Genomic DNA, 20,792 nt, shown 5'->3' with positions numbered 1-20,792 from the left:
GGCTCATTCGACGGTGTACGCGAATTCGCCGGCCTCGTCCGCGCGCACCGCGATGCGCGCGATGGCCGCGCCGTCGGCGATCCGGCCGAGCACGTGGCCCGCGATCTCCGGCAGCAGCGTGCCGTTCAGGATATGGTCGACGTTGCGGGCGCCCGAATCGACCTCGGTGCAGCGCGCGAGCACCGCATCAACGAGCGACTCGTCCCACTCGAACGCGGCCTTGTGGTTCGCTTCGATGCGGCGGCGGATGCGTTCGAGCTTCAGCTCGATGATCTCGGCCAGCACGTCGTCGGAAATCGGGTAGTACGGCACGACCTTCATCCGGCCGAGGAACGCCGGCTTGAAGGTCTTGTACAGCTGCGGGCGCAGCGCCTCGGCGAGCGCGTCCGGATCGGGAAGCTCCTCGGCCGGCTTGTTCAGGCACGCCTGCATCACCGCCGCCGACCCGACGTTCGACGTCAGGATGATCAGCGTGTTGCGGAAGTCGATCTCGCGCCCTTCGGCGTCGTCCATCGTGCCCTTGTCGAACACCTGGAAGAACATCTCGAGCACGTCCGGGTGCGCCTTCTCGACCTCGTCGAGCAGCACGACGGAATACGGGTTGCGGCGCACGGCCTCGGTCAGCACGCCGCCCTCGCCGTAGCCGACGTAGCCCGGCGGCGAACCCTTCAGACCCGACACGCTGTGCGCTTCCTGGTATTCGCTCATGTTGATCGTGACCATCTTGCGCTCGCCGCCGTACAGGATGTCGGCCAACGCGAGCGCGGTCTCGGTCTTGCCGACGCCCGACGGCCCGACGAACATGAACACACCGCGCGGCTTGTTCGGATCCTCGAGGTTCGCGGTCGCGGTGCGCACGCGCTGCGCGATCGCGTCGAGCGCGTGGTCCTGCCCGATCACGCGCGCGGTGAGCAGCGGCTGCAGGTTCAGCACGGTGTCGATCTCGTCCTTCACCATCCGGCCGAGCGGAATGCCCGTCCATGCCGCGACGATCTCGGCAACCACGTGGCCGTCGACCTGCAGCGGCACCATCGGCTCGCCGCCCTGCAGTGCGTGCAGTGCGGCGACGCGCTCGGCGAGCTTCTCGCGGGTCGCCTGCACGTCGACCGGCTGGCCGTCCTCCGACGGGCCGCGTGCCTTGTCGAGCGCTTCGCGCAACTCGGTGATCTCGGCGACGATCGCGCGCTCGCCTTCATAGCGCGCTTCGTCCTCGGTCAATTGCGCGAGCGCCGTGTCGCGTGCGCCGCGCAGCTCGCCGAGCCGCTCGTCGTGCGACGCGCCGCCGGCCGCTTCACGTTCCAGCGACGCGATTTCCGCGTCGATCCGCTCGATGCGCTTCTTCGTATCGTCGATCGCGGCCGGCGTTGCGCTGTGCGCGAGCGCGACCTTCGCGCATGCGGTGTCGAGCACGCTGATCGCCTTGTCCGGCAGTTGGCGGCCGCTGATGTAGCGATGCGACAGGCGCACGGCCTCGGTGATCGCATCGTCGAGGATCCGCACGTTGAAGTGCTTCTCCATCAGCCCGGACATCCCGCGCAGCATCGCGGCCGCGAGCGGCTCGCTCGGCTCCTCGACCTTCACGACCTGGAAGCGCCGCGCGAGCGCCGCATCCTTCTCGAAGTACTTCTTGTATTCGCTCCACGTCGTCGCGGCGATCGTGCGCAACTCGCCGCGCGCGAGCGCCGGCTTCAGCAGGTTCGCCGCGTCGTTCTGGCCGGCCTGGCCGCCCGCGCCGATGATCGTGTGGGCCTCGTCGATGAACAGGATGATCGGGTGCGCGCTCTTCTTCACCTCGTCGATCACGCTCTTCAGCCGGTTCTCGAACTCGCCCTTCACGCTCGCGCCGGCCTGCAGCAGGCCCATGTCGAGCACGTGCAGCGCGACGCCACGCAGCGGCGGCGGTACGTCGTCGGCGGCGATCCGCAGCGCGAGCCCTTCGACGACGGCGGTTTTGCCGACGCCGGCCTCGCCGGTCATGATCGGGTTGTTCTGGCGGCGGCGCATCAGGATGTCGATCGCCTGGCGGATCTCGGCTTCGCGGCCGATCACCGGGTCGATCTTGCCGTCGCGCGCGCGCTGCGTGAGGTTGGTCGTGTACGTGTCGAGCGCGGGCGTCTTCGACGGGCCGGCCGCGGGCGCGGTGCCGTCGGCGGCCGGCGCGACGTCGCTGCCTTCCGCATCGGCCTGGCGCGGCTCGGCCTCGCTCGACCCGGCCATGATCTCGTCGAACTTGTGCTTCAGGTCCGTCACGTTCATTTCCGCGAACCGCGACGACATGCGCTGCGCGAACTGCGCGAGATCGGGCGCGGTCAGCAGCGCGAGCAGCAGGTGCCCCGAGCGGATGCGGCCGAGCTGCGAATCGAGCGACGCAATCAGCCATGCCTGCTCGAACAGCGCGATCAGGTGCACGGAGAACACCGGCGTGCGCGTGTTGCCAGTCTTCAGGCGCGTGAGTTCGCGCTCGAGATCGGCACGCAGCGCATGCGGATCGACACGGCTTGCGCGCAGCGCGAGCGGCAGGTCGCCCGTCGCCTCGTCGAGCAGCGCAAGGAACAGGTGCTCCAGATCGACCTCGTAGTGGCCGCGCGCCAGGCACGCGCTCGCCGCGCGCTCGGTCGCGTGCCGGCAGAGCGGATTCAGTTTCGTGATCAGGGTCTTCAGAGGCGTGCTCATGGCGTCGATCTCAGGTTCGATTGCGTGTTGTTGTCGTTCGGAATCAGTGAATCACGTGCAGTTCGTAGCGGGCGTCCGAGCGGTCGTCGACCGCGTCGCGTGTGCAGAGGAACGCGTCCCAGCCGAGCCGCGAGCCGGCGCCGAGCACGCTCGCGCCGACCTCGGTGCGCTTCAGCACGAGCTTCACCTCGTATTCGAGCGTGACGCCGGCGAGCAGCGTCAGCATCCGCTCGAGCGCGACGGCCTGCGGGCCGCCGGGCAGGAATGCCTCGTAGTCGCGCTTGGACAGCGGACCGACGACGATCCGCGCGCGCATGTCGCGCTGCCATACGCGTTCGCCGACGAGCGCCGTCGCGCCGAGCACCGCGTTGACCTCGCCGAGCACGCTCAGCTGGTCGGTCGGCACGTCGTACCACTTGCCGACGAACTGGTCGATCTTCACCGGCACGCGGAAATAATCGGACAGCGTGCGCTGCAGGTACGCGGCCGACATCGGCCGGTGCCGCGCGGCGAGCGCGTAGCCGGCAACGGCCTCGTCGAGCACGCCGCCCGCGCCGGCCGCGAGGCTGTCGCGCACCTCGTCGCTCGGCACGCCGGCGATCGCGAGCAGCAGCGGCAGGTAGCGCTCGTCGCGATCGAGTTCGTAATGAAACGGCAGCCGGTATTTCTTCCACGCCGCGTAGAACAGCGCGGTCGCGCGGTTCGAGAACACGTCGAAGAACGCGCGCGCCGCGTGGTCGCGCTTCAGGTGCTCGCGCGCGACGATCTGCTCGGTGTAGTGCAGCGGCAGCGCGCCTTGCCCGCCCAGCAGCCCGAAGAACGCGGGCGTCAGCTCGACGTGGCCGAGCTCGCCGGCCGCGAGCGCGGCGCCGCGCTGCTCGCCCGAGTCGAGCAGCGTGCCGTCGTCGTCAAACGAGCGCGCGCCCTCGATCTCGCTCGGCGGAAAACCGAGCGACAGCGTGTTGCGGAATTCGATGCGCTGCGCGACGACGTCGCCCTGCCGCCATGCGCCGGGGGCATCCGACGCCTGCCGCGCGAACAGCCCCTCGAGCACGCGCACCGCCTGGAAGAACTCGAAGCGGTGCGGCTCGTCGAGCAGCGCGTCGACTACGCCAGGATCGATTCGCCGGTCCGGGGCTTGCATCGGATGATCTCCTCGCCGGTGCGCTTCGACACGACGACTAGTTGAACGAAACTGTTGAGGTGGACGTAAAGCCCGAAGAAGCTGTCGAGCACGCGCACGAACGATGCGAGGCTCGCGCCGACGAAGTGCTCCTCGTCGATCGTCAGGCGGATCTCGATGCCGCGCACGAAGGTCGCGAACGGCTTGCCGGGCAGCCACTGCACGGCACCGCGCTGCTCGACGCCGGCCAGGCCGTCGATCTGGCGCATCGACACTGCCGTGCGCCGCAGGTCGTACAGCGTCAGCATTTCCTTGAGCGGCGCGAGGCCGTGCGCGACCAGCGACACGTGGTTCAGCGCCAGATGCGACACGAGCCGCCAGTGTGCGGCGCGACCGCGCTCGAAGCGCACGCTCTGCGTCGGGCGCCTCAGCAGCGAGATGCCGCTCGTCTGCGCGCCGCCTTCCTGGAACAGGTCGCCGCCTTCGAGCCCGAACGCGAGCATCGACGGCAGGTCGCGGTTCGTGCAGGTGAGGTCGAGGCTCAGCGTGTCGGTTTGCGGCGACGTCGGCTCGAAGTCGATGTCGACGATCGAGATCTCGGTTTCATAGCCGGGGCTTTTTTGCGCGACCCAGTCGTTGCGGCGCGCGAACCAGTAATGGCCGATCCGCGCCGATTCGCCGTGATGCAGCGAATAGAATGGCCGGAACTCGATCACCGATTCTTCATGCGCCTGCTGCCTGACGAGCTTCACCGAATCGATCGAGTACACCTCGTACGCGAACGCGCGCCTCGCCTCGGCGATCACCGGATACGACACCGCGCGGTGCGTGATGCGGATCGGCTCGCCGTGCTGGCGGAACAGGTTGACGATCGGCGTGCAGAACAGCCGGAAATGGCTGGCCGTCAGCAGCTCGAGCAACCGCGCGACGTGCGAATCGCTGCGCACGTCCTGCAGCACGAGATGCAGCGTCGCGCGCTGGCAGCGGCCCGACGCGCGCGCGATCGCCGCGAGGTCGAAGTCGACGAAATCGAACTTGTCGGGGAACGCGAAATATTCGGTGAGCAGGCGATACGCGGGATGCGATTTCGCCGGATAGTCGATCAGCGCGTCGTCTTCGTCGAAGCCGGCCTGCGCGATCGGCAGCTTGCGCAGCGCGGTCCAGCGGCCGTTGCGCTCGGGCTCGACATACGCGCCGAGCACGTTGACGAACAGGCAGTCGGTCAGCGCGGCGACGAACGACTGCTCGCCGTGCAGGTGCGCACGCAGCGTCGGCACCTTCAGCGCGCCGAGATCGAGCTGCGCCGCGAGCGATTCGAACGTGATCGAGATCACGCCCGTCGCGTTGGACGGCAGCACCGTCGCGCTCGGCGCGAGCGCGACCGGCACGTAGCGCGCTTCCGAGATGCGGATCGGCGCGAGCGTCACGTCATAGGCGGTGCGGAAGCGGCACTGCACGCCGCGGATCGGGCGACTCTTCAGTTCGGTGCCGCGGTCGATCACGACCGGTTCGGTCTGCTGGCCCGGCGAAGCCGGCGTGAACTGCGCGATCGAGCACGACGGGAACGGCCGCAGGTAGTGCGGATACAGCACTTCCAGCAGCGCTTCGGTGAATTCCGGGTAGTCGTCGTCGAGCTTCTTGTTGATGCGCGCGCCGAGCAGCGCGAACGACTCGATCATCCGCTCGACGTGCGGGTCCTCGCAGTGCTCGCCGGACAACGCGAGCCGCGCGGCGATCTTCGGATAACGTTCCGCGAAATCTCGCGAATAGCGCCGCAAAAACGATAATTCGCGCTCGTAGTACGGCAGCAATTCTTCCATCGACGACCCCGAACCTCAATATTTCCTGCCGGACCCTGAACCATCACCGGGCGGTCCGGCCCGCTCGGCGGCTTGATTTACAGCATTCTGGCCGCGCGCGTGCGCGTGACCGAGTACTGCAGCGTCGACGGCTGCAGCATCGCGTCGAAACTCACCGGCTCCTCGGCCGGATGCACGACGAGCAGCGCCTGGATCGCGAAGTACAGCGCGTTGGTCGACTGCTCGTTCAGCTCGAACGTCACCTGCACCTGCTGCAGCCGCGGCTCGTGGCGCGCGATGGCCTGCTGGATCGACTTGCAGATGAACGCGCGGTCGTAGTGGCTCGCGAGGCTCAGCCCCGCGAAATCGTTCAGCCCGTAGGTCAGCACCGATTTCTGGCATTCCGGCAGCGCGGCCAGCTCGATCTCGGTGTGCGCGATACGGGTGTTGAGGATCGCCTCGACGTCGCGGGCGACCGTGTTCTTCAGCTCGTCCAGCGACAATTGCCGCATCGCGGCCGAGGCCGGCAGATGCGGTTCGTCGTCGAACAGCTTGTCGAGAAAACTGGGTTCGAATCGTTTCATCGGCCGGCGTGCACAGCGAAAACGGCAACGGGACGCCGCGCGCCCCGTTGCCGCATCCGACCTTAGACCGCGTAGGTCTTGTCGTTCTTCGTCAGGCTCCAGGCGCCCTGCGTGTTGCCGCCCTGGTTGCCGCCGATCTTCTGCTGGGTCTGCTTCCACTGCACGGCCGCGTACTTCAGCGAGAACGTCTCGAGCGGCAGACCTTCTTCGCGAACGCTCGGAGCGATGCTCGAGATGATCACGTACTTGAGCTTCACTTCCAGATACTGCACGCGCTTGCCTTCACCGTCCGCGCGCGAGAAATGGACCGTCACTTCATCGAACGTGGTGCCGCCCGATGCGTGCTGATACAGCAGCGGGCTCGACGAATCGATTTCCTTCGTGAAAATCATGTCGCCGTGCTCGCAGCGCGTCATCGTGTGACCGCCTGCGGTCGATGCCGTTGCCGAACGCGGCTGAACGATCGAGTGATCCCACGATTTCAGCTCGATCCAGCCCTGATGGTCTTTGTCCGCGGATTCGCCCTTCACCGCCGGACTACCAAACTGCAAGTGCATATGTAACATGGCCCTTCGACTCCCCAAAGAGGTGGTTTTAACGTCCTACCCAGGCGGCCCGCCCGGGCGATTTACTCGCTTATGAATTTGCCGGTTTGGGCAGATCAGCGACAAGTCGCAGAGAAATCGAGAGTTCGTCGAGCTGAAAGTGCGGACGCAGGAACGCGACCGAACGATACGAGCCCGGCTTGCCCGGAATCTCCGACACTTGTATGGATGCCTCGCGCAGCGGGAATTGCGCCTTCTGTTCCTGCGACGCGTTGTCGTCGAGCAGGACGTACTGCGAAATCCACCGGTTGAGGAAAGTCTCCACGTTCTGCGCCGATGCGAAGCTGCCGATCTTGTCCCGCATCATCGCCTTCAGGTAATGCGCGACGCGCGATACCGAGAAGATGTACTGAAGCTGGGCGGACAGGACGGCGTTCGCATTCGCGCTGTCGGTGCTGTATTTTTTCGGTTTCTGCACCGATTGCGCGGCGAAAAACGCAGCGTAATCCGAGTTCTTGCAATGCACGAGCGGGATGAAGCCGAGGTCGCTCAGCTCCTTCTCGCGGCGATCGGTGATCGCGATTTCGGTCGGGCACTTCAGTGCGACTTCACCGTCGTCGGTCTTGAACGTGTGCGTCGGCAGGTCCTCGACGAGGCCACCGCCTTCGACGCCGCGGATCGCGGCGCACCAGCCGAAGTCATCGAACGCGGCCGTCAGGCGTGCCGCGAAGGCCCACGCCGCGTTGCACCACAGGTACTTGTCGTGCTCGGTGCCGTCGACGTCCTCGACGAAGTTGAAGTTCTCCGCGGTCTGACCGTCCTTCGGATTGAACGGCAGGCGGCCGAGGAAGCGCGGCAGCGTCAGGCCGACGTAGCGCGAATCTTCGGCGTCGCGGAACGATTTCCACTTCGCGTATTCGACCGTGTCGAACACCTTGCCGAGGTCGCGCGGCTTGCCGAGGTCGGAGAACGACTCGAGGCCGAGCAGCTCCGGCGACGCCGACGCGATGAACGGCGCGTGCGCGGCCGCCGCGACGTGCGACATCTGCTCGATGAAGTACATGTCTTCCGGCTGGCGCGAGATCTCGTAATCGCCGATCAGCGCGCCGAACGGCGAGCCGCCGAACGTGCCGAACTCTTCCTCGTAGACCTTCTTGAACAGCGCGCTCTGGTCGAACTCGCTCGCACCCTTGAAGTCGCGCACGAGGTCGCGCTTCGGCGCGTGCAGCGCCTTGATCTTGATCGTCTGGCCCGTATTGCTTTCCTTGACCAGGTAGTCCATCCCGCGCCACGTGCTTTCCAGGCGCTGGAATTCCGGCGCGTGCATCACGGCGGACAGCTGCGTGGAGATCAGGCGGTCGAGTTCCGCGACGCGCGCATCGATCGTCGCCGACAGGTTGTCCGACACGATCACCGTGCCGTCGAGCACCTGGTGCACGAGTTCGCCGATCAGGTCCTTCGCACGCGCATGCTCGGAATCGGATTTCGCGACCTTGCTCTTCTCGACGATATCGTCGAGCAGCGAAGTCCCGGCGGCGTATTCCGCGCCGCTCGCTTGGGCCGCAGCCGTTTGCTGGTTCATCTCAACACTCCGTCGTCATTCGCCGTCTTTGTCGCCGCCGGTGCCCTTCGCGAGCTCCTGCAGCTGCTGCGTGTTCTTCAGCACCTCGGACAGCAGATCCTCGAGCTTGTCGTTGCCGGCGAGCTTGTTGCGCAGGTCGGCGAGCTTCGAGCGCGCCTCGAGCAGGCGGCGCAGCGGCTCGACCTGTTCGACGACTTCGTCCGGGCTGAAATCCGACAGCGAACGAAACTTCAGGTCGACCGCGAACTTGCCGCCTTCCGGGCTCAGGCGGTTTTCCACCTGGAACGCGGCGCGCGGCTCGATCGCCTTCATCACGTCGTCGAAGTTGTCACGGTCGATGTTGACGAACTTGCGGTCGCGCAGCTTCGGCTGCTCGACTTCCGACTGGCCCGCCAGATCGCCGACGACCCCGACGACGAACGGCAGTTCCTTCACCTCGATCGCGTCGCCCTTCTCGACCTCGTAGGTCAGCTGGACGCGCGGCGGCCGTATTTTCTGCAAGCTTTTCTGAATGCTTTCTTTCTTGGCCATCTCGACGGCTCCCAGGTTAGTTGTGGTTATCGCGTCAGTTGCGGTCAGTTGCGCAGCGCGCTGAACGGATCGGCCCCGCCCTTTTGCGGTGCGGCCGGCGGCGTCGGCGCGGTGGTTGCTGCTGCGGCTGCCTCGGCTGCCGGCGCCGCGCCGGCCTTCGGACGGTGAATCACGCGGCGCGTCGTACGCGTCTTCGTGGCCCGCTGCTCCGGCGGGAACAGCGCCGATTCGCCGAGCGTGTCGCGCAGTTGCTTCGCGAGCGCCTGCGCGTCCGACTTCGCATCGCCCGCGAGCGAAGCATCCTGGCGCAGTTCGCCGAGCGACTGCGTCGCGATCCGCAGCCCCGCGACGGCGAGCACGCTCTTCGCCTGACGGTCGGTCGCGTCGCGCTGCAGTGCCTCCTGCGCGGCGACGATCGCCTGGCCATAGTGGTTCTGGGCAAACTGGATCTGCGCGATGCGCGACCACGGTTCCTCGCGCGTCGGATCCGATTTCGCGAGCTGCTGGTACAGGCCGAGCGCCTTGTCCTGGTCCCCCGACTTCGCAACGGCGTCCGCATCGGCAAGCGACTTGTTGAACACCTCGGCAGTCGGCGGCGCAGGCGGCTGGTTCGCACAACCGGCGATCACGCCGCAGGCCAGCACTACCCCAGACAATTTTGCGAAGAGACGGTCTTTCATCGTTATATCCACCGGCGCGTGAGTATTAAAATCGTTGAGAATCTGGTTCTTTTGCTTTGCAAGAAGCGCGCGGGTATAGTACCGATCAATTTTTCATAATTCAATCGCTGCGTGCAGAGTAATTCCTTTTAAAACCGTGCGCTACCCCCTCGAAACGTCTTCGGCAACGGCCCGGCGGCGGCTTTTCCATCGACGGGAATGTGCAAGTTTTACTTGCTCGACAACGCTGCGCACGGGCACCGGAAAAAAATTCCGGAACCGCAATGCGCCGCACGTGTGCTTAATAGTTGAACGGCAGATTAGCCGGCATTCGCGGTGAACGCGGAAATGCCCGGTAGTTTTGACAGGGGAGTTAAAGGCGGTACGCCGGAAACACGATGAGATCGTCCATGATTCGCTATGCGCTGCCGCTGATCGCCTGCGCGCTCCTGGCCGGATGCGCGGCCGCCCCGCTGCTCGGCTCCGCCGCGAGCGCCGTGATGCAGGCCGCCGGCATCGGCAAGCCCGAACTGCCGGATGCCCAGAAGCCGCCGCGCAACATCGGGCTCACGCTCGCCGCCGCGCCCAACCTCAACGCCGCGAACGATCGCAAGCCGCTCGCATTAGTGGTAAGGCTCTACGCGTTGAAGGATCCGACTTCGTTCCAGCAGGCGCCGTTCGATGCATTCACCGATCCGACCAAGGAAAAGGCCGCACTGGGCACCGATCTGCTGAACGTGCGTGAAATCACGCTGATTCCGGGCCAGCGCTATACGGCAACCGAAAAAGTGTCGCGCGAAGCGCAGGCATTCGGCATCGTCGCACTGTTCCGCGATCCCGCCATCCAGCGCTGGAAACTGACGTTCGACCCGGCGAAGTCTGAGAAATCCGGCATAATCGTCGGCCTGCATAATTGCGCGATGACGGTCACCGACGGCTCCGTCATCGCACCGCAACAGGGTGCGCCTTCACAACCGCTGAATTTGCTTTCGTCGGTCACCTGCGGTTAAGCATGACGCACGAATGTCAATTAACAAGAGTTAACAAATTGGCGATTTAATTCGGGCACGAACAAATCGATTACATCGCAACGCGACATTAACCGGATTTGACATGAGTTATTCGGCCAAGGTGCTTTGGGGGGAGGGGCTGTTCCTCCGGCCCCAACATTTTCAGCGGCAGGACGCCTATCACGAGGCGCGCCTGTTCGAATCCATCCAGGCGATCCAGCCGTACAACTGGGGCGTGCGCTCGGTGCGCATCGACCGCGATGCGCTCGGCAGCAACGTGCTGCGCGTGGCCGAGCTTGCGCTCGTGTTCCCGGACGGCGCGCTGTATGCCGCGCCGCAAGCCGACGACCTGCCGCCGCCGATCGCGCTGGACACGCTGCCCGACGGCATCAACGAATTCGTGTTCTATCTCGCGCTGCACCCGCTGCGCGAGAACGGCACCAACTACAGCGACGATCCGGCCGCCGGCTTCATGACGCGTTTCGTCAGCGAGCAGACGAGCGTTGCCGACAACTTCACCGACGCCGCCGAAGCCGACATCACGTTCCTCAAGACGCAGGTCAAGCTGATCGCGCACAGCGAGCCGCGCGACCAGCTGCTGTCGGTGCCGCTCGTGCGCGTGCGCCGCACCGCGACGTCCGGCTTCGAGATCGACGACAGCTTCGTGCCGCCGTGCCTCGCGATCGACGCTTCGCCGATCCTGCACCAGCGGCTGCGCCAGCTCGTCGACGCGCTGCAGGCGAAGGTGAACGCACTGTACGGCTTTCACCGCGAGCCGTCGAAGAACATCATCGAATTCCGTTCGGGCGACATCGCGTCGTTCTGGCTGCTGCACACCGCAAACGCCGCGTTCGCGACGCTCGCGCACCTGCACCAGCATGCGGCGCTGCATCCGGAGCGGCTATTCCAGGAGCTGCTGCGCCTCGCGGGCCAGCTGATGACGTTTTCGAAGGGCTACACGCTTGCCGACCTGCCCGTGTATCGCCATGACGATCCGGGGCCGAGCTTCGCGCGCCTCGACCTGATGCTGCGCGAACTGCTCGACACCGTGATCTCGACGCGCTACTTTGCGATCACGCTCGACGAGGTGCGTCCGTCGTTCCACCTCGGCCGCCTCGATTCGGGCAAGATCGACGACAAGACCGAGTTCTACCTGGCCGTGTCCGCGGACATGCCCAACGTCGAGCTCATCGACGCGGTGCCGGCCCGCTTCAAGGTCGGCGCGCCGGATGACGTCGACAAGCTGGTGCTGTCGGCCATGCCGGGCGTGCGGCTGTCGTACATGCCGCAAGTGCCGCCCGCGATTCCGGTGCGACCCGGTGCGTGCTATTTCCAGCTTGATTCGCGCGGCGCGCTGTACGAGCGCATGCTGCAGGCCCAGTCCGCGATGATCTACGCGCCGACTGGCATCAATGACCTGAAATTCGAACTGATCGCGGTCACATCATGAGCTACGCGCCTTCCCTGTTCGGCGACAACACGCCGGCTCCGTTGCATACCCCGGCATCGACCGACGCCGCGTTCCAGGCCCGTTCGCTGCTCGATCTGCTGTACGACGGGTTCTTCATGCTGTTCCTGCTCAAGAACGGTCGCGAGCCCGACAGCGCGAGCGAGTTCAGTACGAAGATCCAGGAGTTTCTTTCGGATTTCGAGCGCGGCGCGAAGAAGCTCAACATTCCGGCCGAGGACGTGTATGGCGCGAAGTTCGCGTACTGCGCGGCCGTCGACGAGATGGTGCTGTCATCGCAGTTCAAGATCCGCACCGACTGGGAGCGCCGGCCGCTGCAACTCGTGCTGTTCGGCGAGCAGCTCGCGGGGGAGAAATTCTTTCAGTATCTCGAGGAATGTCGGGCGCAGGGCGCGGCGCGGTTGCAGTCGCTCGAGGTGTTTCACATGTGCCTGCTGCTCGGGTTCCAGGGCAAGTATCTGCTCGAAGGGCCTGAGAAGCTCGCTTACCTCACCGCGCGGCTGGGGGACGAGATTGCGCACATGAAGGGCAAGCGCGCCGCGTTCGCTCCGCATTGGCCGCTGCCGGATCAGATCGCGCACCGGTTGAAGCGCGAGGTGCCGGTCTGGGCGATCGGGGCGGTGTTCGCGCTTGTGGCCCTGCTCGGGTATCTCGGGCTCAATACCTATCTGAAGGACAAGACGCTGCAGGCGTTGGCGCCTTATTCGCAGGTCATCAAGGTCGGGCCGGAGTCGGCGAATTTGACGATTTCGTTGCCTTGAGGGGCGTTGAGTCGTCGTTTTAACGCGGCTGCTGCTTCGTGGAAAAGGACCGCCCGGCGGTCCTTTTTTACTGTGGCGTGCGGGATGCGCCGTCAGAGCAGAATGAATTCGTCGTTTTCGACGTAGTACACGAACGCGTCGAACAATTGCGCGATGCTCGGTTCGTCGACCTGGTCGTGCGCGTTGATGACGATGTCTTCGATCGTCGTGCTGTTCAGCGTTACGCGCCAGCCGGGCTGCGGTGCGGTGACGGGTGGCGTGCCGGTTTCTGGGGCGTCTGCGCCGTCGGCGAATGCACCCTCGGTGTCGAGCGTCCACGGCATCGGTGGCAGGCAGAGCCATCCGGAGAAATCGCCCGGTTGCTCGAGAATGTGTTTCAGCGACGCGGTGGTCGTGATGGTGGTCGACATGGGTGGTGCGGTGGTAACGGGACTGGAATCAATACGCCCGAGCTGAGATGCGACAGTTGCACGAGCGTGCCGGCGTTGCGGCGCTCGTGCCGGCGAGGCGTGATTATGCCAATTTCGTATGCTCGAGGTTGGCTCGGCGCTGGCTGTCGGCAATGGACGGACGCAGTGCCGCCACTCTAGATCGCATCTAATTTCCCGCGTCGGAGTGCCCTTCAGGGTTGGTAGCGGATCGTTTCATAGATCTTGGTCATGCCCTGTTTGGCCGCGCTCTCGTTCGCAGCCAATCCGGACGAGCAGATCACGCAGTGTTGATTTTCACCGAGTCTTAACCCACCGTTTTCATCTAAATCTGACCCACCCCGAAACAGCGTAGTACATCTTTCATTGCCGGTCTCGACGATGTGGCAGTGATGCGTAAGCGATCTGCTCTTCGGTGAACTGCTCTTCTTCGCGGCATGACCTCATGGTCTTGATGACAACGTCATGCCGGAATTTTCCACGTTTAAATGGGACAGTTTTGTGGGCTAGCGTCAAATCTGCCCGAGTGCTGATCATAGTACCGATGCCGGTTATAGATCGTTGCCCGTTATGTAGCCGTCGCGGATGCGGGTCAGTCCGTCCACGAGGTCGCTAGCCAGCGCTTTGACTTCATCCTCAGCGAGCGCACCGAGCGGCACAACAACGAAACGTTCGCCGCTCCGGAGATCCAAAGCAAAGCAGTAGTCCCCACCGTCCGTACCGATGCCCACGAAGCCTTGGCCCATACGCGTCGTGATCGAGTACAACGTGTTGAGTTCGACGACTTGCTCGACGGTCCACATGGACAGGTAGAGGTCACCAACATCGCCTTCGCCCCCATCCGCCCAAACAAGGAAGTCCCTATAGTCCAATGGAAGCGAGAGGCCCAGGGTGGTTTCCAGGTTCGCGACTGCCGCCAAGGTGGATGGGGCGTTTCTGCGAAAGCCCGCGCCCAGCAACGCGGTGAAATCCGTCATTTGATGGCTCCGAGTTGATCGAAGTATTTGTACGCCTTCTTCAAGGCGCGCTTGCGGCAGCCGTCCGAGATCCCAGCAGCCCGCATGTCTTGCGACGAGTAGTTAAACTGATCCTGGATGCTGGTATCCCACGGGTCTTGCCCGGCGGCCACCATTCTGTCACGACGTGAGTTCTGGCTATCGCTGATGGCTTTATGGATCGGGTTCTGTGGAATGAGGATTGCAGGAGCCTCACGGTAGTTGTACCCCTCGATTCCGTTCGCTTTAACCCAACGATCCTGAATGATGTGGTGACTTTGATAGCCAGCCGGTCGAGGGCTCGGCTGGACCTATCCGTGATTTCGTGGGCGGGGCATATCATGAGGTGTAAAAGTCATGGATATGCCAATGAAGAAGAAACGGCAAACCGTAGCGCGTCAGGCAGCGGCCCAAGGAGCTGCTGGACCAGTTGGTCAAGGGACCGATGACGCCGGCCAGCCCGATCGGGTCTTTACTGATGAAGCGCCCGGTTTGGGGATCGTAATACCGATGCCGGTTATAGTTCAGACCCGTTTCAGTTTGATAAATACCTCACCAAGTAATCGGTCAAACTATCTGCCGCCACAGGACCTTGTTGCTGTCCGCCGACCGGACTCACCAACACGACAGGTGATTCGTTATCGACGCTCTTCTGCTCTGTGTCGATGCAAAGGAATGCGTCGCCATCTTGAAAATCGATAGCAACGTAGCGCTCCGGCAATGCGTAGTTCTCGCGAGCGTGCTTCGTGAACGCGACAACGTCACCGGCGGTTCCCACTTCACTTGAAGTAAGCCCCGCGAACGAGCGACCGTCAATTTCAAGGGCGCCGTACTCGGTCAAAAAAGCCGTATATGAAGGTGGAAATTCGACGCCGAGCATCTGTTCGGCACTACGGACCTTATCTGGCGAAACGGGTCCTGCGACAATAGTTTCCGACCCAGCAGCAATGTTTTGCTCGATGAGCTCGCGGAGATCTATTGACATCCGAAATTCTCCCCTCTCTGTTTCGAGTAATTTCGACGAAACCGGTCATATCCGCGTGCGGCTGCTGGATCATTTCGGAAGCTGGCTCCATCGTCAATCAACCCGTGAAGTTGCTTGTAATACCTTTGATGCGTCGCGGCGGACAGCTCCACCATTGGTCCCGGTTCGTCACCAAGCACATGATGCAGATTTACCTGATTGCCATCGGGCCCGAAAGGCGCATAGCCCGCTTTCATCAAGTCCACATTCGTCGCACCGTTGTTGATCATACCCTTCAGCTTATCGAAGCTAGGCGAATTGAGTGCCTTCTGATTGATGCTCATTTGAATGATGGGAGTGGTCGCGTCAATCAAGGAGTCGTCTTGATTGACCTTGCGGCCAAGAACGCTATTAGGGCAACGCGCCAAGCCGAGGGGATCAACCCATCCAGTTGGATTGGGCGCGTACTAATAAACGTTGATACCGCCCGCGAGCCCGATCGGGTCTTTCGAGAGGAAGCGCCCGGTGCTGGGATCGGAATACCGATGCCAGTTATTGTGTAAGCCCGTATCTCACGCAACGGAATTGCCCGTGCTAATTGAGCCGCAATGGTACCGTCGCTAGTGACGCACACTCTTCCGTTCGCATGCTGTCTATTCCCGCGTGCTGTAGGCATGCATCCTCATAGGCAACGTGCTCGCCATCGCATTGTGAAGCCAAGAAGGCGTCGATTCTCTGAAATTCGACATCAGCAGCAATGTCAACTGCAAAGAGCGATAACCCGTCGGTTACTGAGCATTGTGCTCCAAGTTGCGTGAGGTTTTGGACAATTGCCTTTCTGGTTACATCATCCTCCGCAAATACCCGGAGGGTCGAGTGCCCCCCCCGAGCAACTACTCCAGCGGCAACAAGTTCGCCGTCAATCTCCTCGGTCACGACCGTATCACCTTTGCTCACCCCACATATGTAGTAAGGCACGTTGTCGATCACGTAGGAATTCTCGCCAAGAGCCCCCCCCCACAGTGATTCGAAGCCAACGGGCGGATATCCGTCAGCGTCAGTCTTCAGACGAAACACGATTTTTGCGAAGCCTGGCATGATGATCCTATTCGTTTCCGCAGGGGTTGCGCCCCAAACGGTTGAGTTGCTTGAAATTTTCCTTCAGCTTATTCGAGAAGCCACGATTGCACTTACGGCAGAGCAGTTGGGTGTTTTTTTCGTTGTTCGCCCCACCCAGCGAGTCGGGTTCGACGTGGTCGAACTGACGTTCGTTCGCCGGAGGTGTGACACCGCGTTGACTCTTTTGGCCAGGAATCACGTCGGTGCCACAGCACTCGCACTTTTCCGTTCCAAAGAAGTCTTTATTCTCCTGAGCAACCTTCTGTTTGACAGACGCCGGGATGCGCGCTAGCCCAAGCGGATCGATCCATCCGGTTGGCGCGGGTACGTATTGATAGACGTTGATGCCACCGGCGAGCCTGATCGGGTCTTTCGAGATGAACCGTCCACTGCTCGGATCGTAATATCGATGCCGGTTATAGTACAACCCCGTTTCCGCATCAACCTGTTGCCCCTGAAACCGCAACGGATTCTTAGGCACGATCCCCGCCGCCTTCGACGCCCGCGCGATCACTTCCCGCGCTTCGCCCCAAGCCATGTACGACGCTTCCCACACAACATCACCGTCGCCATCCGTCATCAATTGAGGCGTCCCGATCTGATCGCAGTGGTAATAGAACAGGGCAGCATCACCACGCCGCTCCGGCACCTGCTGCAGCGGGTCCTCCTCCGGCACATAGCGGTCGGTACTCTTCCACTCCGGCGTCACGATCCCATCGACCGGTTCCGCCACATACTGGGCCAGCGGCACGAACGTCCCCGGCTCGTAGAGATAGTGCGTGGCGCGCTCGCCGTCACTCTCGTACGCCAGCGTGTCACCATCCCACCCGAACACCGTCCGCTCGCCGTTCAACTCCTTCGCAATACGCCGACCGAACGCATCATAGAAATACCGCGCGCGACTCTGCCGCGACGTCTCGGCAACCCGCGCGGATAGCAATCGATTGAATTCATCCCACTCGTATTCCTGCTCACCCGCAGGCGTGCGCTTGCGCACGAGATTCCCGCGCGCGTCGTACTCGAAGTGCATCCCCGCATACGTCTTCAGCAAGTTACCGAGCACCTTCGGCACCTCAACCGGCAACGTGCTGTCCGGCCGCACCGGACTCGGACGCGGCGCGGGCGTCTCCGTAGTCCGCGCCGGATCGATGATGTTGCTCGCCGGATCGAACGCAAACCGTTCCTTCGCGATGGGACTGATCGCCTCGATCAGCCGTCCGACAGGATCGTATCGATAGTCGGTCCCGCCCTTGCGGCTGTCCTCGATTCGCGACAACTGCCCCGCCGCGTCATAGCGATACCGCCGCTCGGCGAGCGGCGCAGGTGACGTCGATCGCTGGATCGACTGCTGCAACACGCGTCCCGCCGGATCGTAGTGCGTGCGCTGCCCGACCTTGCTCGACAGCACGCGCACCGTCTCGCGATGAAGATCATCGCGCTCGAACTGCACGCGGTCCTCGCCGTCGAGCAGCATCCCGTGCACATGCCCCGAGCCATACAGCAACCAGTCGACGACATGCCCGTCCGGCCGAACGGTACGCCACCGGTTGCCGAGTTCATCGTATTCGTGATGCCATACGTAGCTGCGCCGGTCACCGAACAGATCGTAGGCGTGATGTTCACGCACGAGATTGCCAACCGGATCGAAGAAGAACTGCACGCGGCTGTATCGGTTCACCGCGTCGATCAACCTGCCGCTCGGATCGTAGGCAAACCGTTCCTCGCTTTCCCCGGCGACACGCTTCAGCAGACGGCCATTTGCATCGATTTCGACCGAAGTCAGGCAGCCCGCTTCATCGATCGAAACAAGACTGCCGCTGTCCGGATCGTACTGGTAACGCGTCGACTTGCCGTCGAAGCCGATTTCCTCGATCAGCCGACCTGCCGGATCGTAGTGGAACTGATACGTCGCAAAGTTCGCATCGGTCAGCGCGGACAAGCGGCCGAGACGGTCATAACGATACGCAACCGTCTGCCCGAGCACATCGGCGCGACTCGCAATGCGACCGACCGCATCGTAGGCATATCGCGTCGACCGATTGAGCTGATCCGTATGAGCGAGCAATCGCCCTTCGGCATCGTGTTGCACATGTTCGACACCGGCTGGCGAACGAATCGCCGTCAACCGGCCGTTCGGGCCATATGCATAAGCAACGACGCCACCGGACGCGTCCTTTTTCTCGATCACACGCCCTATATCGTCGTAGCGCCACGCCGTCTTCTTTCCGGAGCAGTCCGTGTAGCTGGTCAATTGCCCGGCGGAGTTGTATTCGAGTGCCTTCGATCCGCCTTTGGCATCGGTGATCTGTGTCGGCAGTCCCTTGTCGTTATAGCTGTACTTCGTAGCGTGCTGGAGCGGATCGATTTCCTCGACGAGATTGCCAGCATCATCGTACTTGCGCTGCCAGACATGCCCATTCGGATCGACGAGCCGGATCATCTGATCTTTGTCGTCATATGCCATTTCGACAATGCTGCCGTCAGCGCGCTCGTGCCACGTCCGGTTACCGCGCGTGTCGTAACGCATCTGCTCGACGCTGCCGTCCTGGAGAATATGCAACGTCAGATTGTTGTGCTCGTCGCGCCTGAACCACTCTTCGTTTCCATCCGGATAGGCGATCCGATAAACGTAGCCCTTGATGTTGAAGTAATAACGGGTCGTCTGACCGAGCGCATCGGTCACGTAGGTCAATCGAATGTTCGGGTGCCACGCAAGACGGATATCGAGACTGCCATCGTCCGCGTACTCACGCACGCATTTCGCATTCGCGTTGTCGTCAGCGTCCGCGCCATCCCATTCAAGCGACATCCCGCGGCCAGTGCGATCGGTATAACGCGTCACGAGATGTCGGTCGTACTGATAGTTCCACGCGTTGCCGTGCCTATCGATTGCACGGATGAGATCGGCCGCTTCGTCATAGGCGTAACTTGCGAGCGTGCGGCGCTTGCCATCCTCGATCACCTGCTCGATCAGGACGATCCGACCTTGCTTGTCGTGCTCGAACGAGAGCACGTTGCCATTCGCGTCAATCAGGCGCGCCACGCGGTCGCGCGCATCGTAGTCGAGCGTGATCGTGTTGCCCGCGCGATCTTTCTGCATCGCGAGCCGGAACGCGTCGCCGCGCCGTTCGTATACGTGCAACTCGTCGTGACCGTATGCGATCGTCACCCACGTATCGTCTAGTCGCGACAGCGTCAGGTTTTCCGAGAGATCGTCATGCACGCTTCCGGCTGCCAGCGCGCGATATTCAATGCTGCGGCCGCTGGCATCACGGTAGAACCATGTATCGCCTTCGACATCGATGCGCGTCGTGTACGGCGTAATCCATCGCGCGCCAAGTTCCCGAGTGTCATATGCAGACAGGCGTGACCGATAAGTACGCGCCCAGACAAGCGGCAATGCGCCGGGCAGTTCAAAGTCCGTATGCGTGAACGTCTCATCGCCGAAAGCAAAATCGATCGATCCGGTCGACGCGCCAATCCCGCAACTTTTGCAGGGGCTCTGGCCAGCACCTTCCGGATGCACATGCTGTTCGGTCGCACCCACCGGCTCCTGCGGGCGGTCATGCCGTGCCCTTCCCTTGCCGCCGGGTGGCACGTCAGCGCTCTTTTCACGAAGCTTGCCGCCCGCACGCACCCTCGCCACGGCCTCGATCACTTGCGCGATCAGCCAAAGCATCTTGCCTTCTTCGCTGCCATTCAGATCGCGGATTGCCTTCGCGACTTTCGGTGCTTCGGTCTTCAGGAACGCGACGATATCGCGAAACGGTTGAAGCCACGAATCCGGCGCAAGCCTCGCAGCGGTCCCGACCGTCGCGTTCCCGGCTTCCTTCCCTAACGCGATCGAACCTTCGTAACCGTACTCGAACGCATCGACCACGATCATCGGGTTGTACCAGGATCGCTCGTCCATCTTCCGCGCGATCTGCTGTGTACGTCGTACGTTCGCACTGCTGTCGAAAATTTGCCCTTTGAGGGCAAGCTCCAGTCCGCTGGCAATACCGACCATCAACTCCTGCGCCTTGGCCGCGCAGTCATTCAGCAAGTCGACTAGAACCTCCTGCAAAGTCTTCAGGAAGTTCTCGATTTCCGTCGCGGCCGCGGCGTTGACGTGCGTAATGAGCACGTTAATGATCGCGGCCCCGAGATTGCCGCGCGACACCAGCAACTGATTGCGCACGAGCGCCAACAACGGTCGCGCCGACAGGCGAAACGATGCCAGCGGCGGCGGCACCGGAATGACCCCGATCAGGTTGATCGCGAGTCCAAGGTAATCGAGCAGATCGGCGTGACGCTTCTCGACGATCATCACGATGTCGCACACTGCATCGTAGAACGCCATCAGGTTGCCGATGATCGGCACCGCACTGGCGACGGTTTTGAGGTCCTCGAACGAAATGTGATTGCCGCTGATCTTGAGCAACCACTTATTGAAACGGTCGCCCCCCGCCGCCACGTCTTTCGGCGAAATATCGCTGAGCCAGGAAACAGCCTGTTCCTTCTCAGCGCCCGGTGGAAGTTGTTGTGCCATGTCGTTCTTCGTTGAATTCG

At 62.7% G+C, this 20,792-nt stretch carries 18 protein-coding genes and 2 pseudogenes; 3 read left to right on the top strand and 17 right to left on the bottom strand.

The annotated features are described in order from the left end of the window. Window positions 1-3: 3 nt before the first annotated feature. From tssH to ACT2FV_RS19030, 8 genes are all read right to left on the bottom strand, one after another. Window positions 4-2,673 (bottom strand): type VI secretion system ATPase TssH, encoded by a 2,670-nt coding sequence (gene tssH, locus ACT2FV_RS19065; RefSeq protein ID WP_444504602.1) that lies wholly within the window; start codon window positions 2,671-2,673, stop codon window positions 4-6. A gap of 43 nt (window positions 2,674-2,716) precedes the next feature. Beyond that, window positions 2,717-3,817: a type VI secretion system baseplate subunit TssG gene (tssG, locus tag ACT2FV_RS19060; protein WP_059607866.1), complete on the bottom strand. Its 1,101-nt coding sequence runs from the start codon at window positions 3,815-3,817 to the stop codon at window positions 2,717-2,719. Further along, window positions 3,781-5,616 (bottom strand): type VI secretion system baseplate subunit TssF, encoded by a 1,836-nt coding sequence (tssF, locus tag ACT2FV_RS19055; protein WP_124905091.1) that lies wholly within the window; start codon window positions 5,614-5,616, stop codon window positions 3,781-3,783. The genes tssG and tssF overlap by 37 nt, the downstream gene beginning before the upstream one ends. A gap of 77 nt (window positions 5,617-5,693) precedes the next feature. Further along, entirely contained in the window at window positions 5,694-6,179 is a 486-nt protein-coding gene (gene tssE, locus ACT2FV_RS19050; protein WP_059465243.1) for a type VI secretion system baseplate subunit TssE, read from the bottom strand. 62 nt (window positions 6,180-6,241) lie between these two features. Further along, window positions 6,242-6,745, bottom strand: a complete 504-nt coding sequence (locus ACT2FV_RS19045) for an Hcp family type VI secretion system effector (RefSeq protein WP_006477093.1) — start codon at window positions 6,743-6,745, stop codon at window positions 6,242-6,244. 70 nt (window positions 6,746-6,815) lie between these two features. After that, window positions 6,816-8,306: a type VI secretion system contractile sheath large subunit gene (tssC, locus tag ACT2FV_RS19040; protein WP_039320274.1), complete on the bottom strand. Its 1,491-nt coding sequence runs from the start codon at window positions 8,304-8,306 to the stop codon at window positions 6,816-6,818. Between the two features lie 15 nt (window positions 8,307-8,321). Then, window positions 8,322-8,837, bottom strand: coding sequence for a type VI secretion system contractile sheath small subunit (gene tssB / locus ACT2FV_RS19035; RefSeq protein ID WP_044845930.1), 516 nt, complete (start codon window positions 8,835-8,837; stop codon window positions 8,322-8,324). Between the two features lie 44 nt (window positions 8,838-8,881). Further along, window positions 8,882-9,517, bottom strand: coding sequence for a tetratricopeptide repeat protein (locus tag ACT2FV_RS19030; protein WP_175816766.1), 636 nt, complete (start codon window positions 9,515-9,517; stop codon window positions 8,882-8,884). Between the two features lie 377 nt (window positions 9,518-9,894). Here ACT2FV_RS19030 and tssJ point away from each other — a divergent pair, with 377 nt between their 5' ends. From tssJ to icmH, 3 genes are all read left to right on the top strand, one after another. Next, window positions 9,895-10,506, top strand: coding sequence for a type VI secretion system lipoprotein TssJ (gene tssJ, locus ACT2FV_RS19025; protein WP_124905093.1), 612 nt, complete (start codon window positions 9,895-9,897; stop codon window positions 10,504-10,506). Between the two features lie 103 nt (window positions 10,507-10,609). Further along, window positions 10,610-11,956, top strand: coding sequence for a type VI secretion system baseplate subunit TssK (gene tssK / locus ACT2FV_RS19020; RefSeq protein WP_059682129.1), 1,347 nt, complete (start codon window positions 10,610-10,612; stop codon window positions 11,954-11,956). Beyond that, the gene (gene icmH / locus ACT2FV_RS19015; RefSeq protein WP_059510562.1) at window positions 11,953-12,735 is read left to right on the top strand and encodes a type IVB secretion system protein IcmH/DotU; all 783 of its coding nucleotides are present in this window, start codon (window positions 11,953-11,955) and stop codon (window positions 12,733-12,735) included. Before tssK ends, icmH begins: the two co-directional genes overlap by 4 nt. A gap of 92 nt (window positions 12,736-12,827) precedes the next feature. Here icmH and ACT2FV_RS19010 read toward each other — a convergent pair whose 3' ends face one another. From ACT2FV_RS19010 to ACT2FV_RS18970, 9 genes and pseudogenes are all read right to left on the bottom strand, one after another. Next, on the bottom strand, window positions 12,828-13,145 hold the full coding sequence (locus tag ACT2FV_RS19010) for a DUF7716 domain-containing protein (protein WP_226118219.1): 318 nt from the start codon (window positions 13,143-13,145) through the stop codon (window positions 12,828-12,830). A gap of 569 nt (window positions 13,146-13,714) precedes the next feature. Then, window positions 13,715-14,140, bottom strand: coding sequence for an SMI1/KNR4 family protein (locus ACT2FV_RS19005; protein ID WP_226118220.1), 426 nt, complete (start codon window positions 14,138-14,140; stop codon window positions 13,715-13,717). Further along, window positions 14,137-14,394, bottom strand: coding sequence for a hypothetical protein (locus tag ACT2FV_RS19000; protein ID WP_444505436.1), 258 nt, complete (start codon window positions 14,392-14,394; stop codon window positions 14,137-14,139). Before ACT2FV_RS19000 ends, ACT2FV_RS19005 begins: the two co-directional genes overlap by 4 nt. 208 nt (window positions 14,395-14,602) lie before the next feature. Then, window positions 14,603-14,695, bottom strand: a pseudogene (locus ACT2FV_RS18995) (RHS repeat-associated core domain-containing protein); the annotation flags it as partial. Further along, a complete protein-coding gene (locus ACT2FV_RS18990; protein WP_226118221.1) occupies window positions 14,694-15,143 on the bottom strand; it encodes an SMI1/KNR4 family protein in 450 nt (149 codons plus the stop codon). The gene ACT2FV_RS18990 and the pseudogene ACT2FV_RS18995, both read right to left, overlap by 2 nt. Continuing rightward, window positions 15,134-15,466, bottom strand: coding sequence for an HNH/ENDO VII family nuclease (locus ACT2FV_RS18985; protein ID WP_444504601.1), 333 nt, complete (start codon window positions 15,464-15,466; stop codon window positions 15,134-15,136). Before ACT2FV_RS18985 ends, ACT2FV_RS18990 begins: the two co-directional genes overlap by 10 nt. A gap of 126 nt (window positions 15,467-15,592) precedes the next feature. Then, window positions 15,593-15,694 (bottom strand): annotated as a pseudogene (locus ACT2FV_RS18980) (RHS repeat-associated core domain-containing protein); the annotation flags it as partial. A 22-nt stretch (window positions 15,695-15,716) separates the two neighbouring features. Next, window positions 15,717-16,220 carry a DUF4265 domain-containing protein gene (locus ACT2FV_RS18975; RefSeq protein WP_124627982.1) on the bottom strand — a complete coding sequence of 168 codons (504 nt, stop codon included), beginning with the start codon at window positions 16,218-16,220 and terminating at the stop codon, window positions 15,717-15,719. Between the two features lie 7 nt (window positions 16,221-16,227). Beyond that, window positions 16,228-20,772 carry an RHS repeat-associated core domain-containing protein gene (locus ACT2FV_RS18970; protein WP_444505435.1) on the bottom strand — a complete coding sequence of 1,515 codons (4,545 nt, stop codon included), beginning with the start codon at window positions 20,770-20,772 and terminating at the stop codon, window positions 16,228-16,230. Window positions 20,773-20,792: the final 20 nt, after the last annotated feature.

It is taken from the genome of Burkholderia sp. PR2 (assembly GCF_052372875.1).
Classification (GTDB): Bacteria; Pseudomonadota; Gammaproteobacteria; order Burkholderiales; family Burkholderiaceae; genus Burkholderia; species Burkholderia diffusa.
Note: the sequence above shows the minus strand (reverse complement) of the source record. Positions and strands in the feature narration are given on the sequence as shown.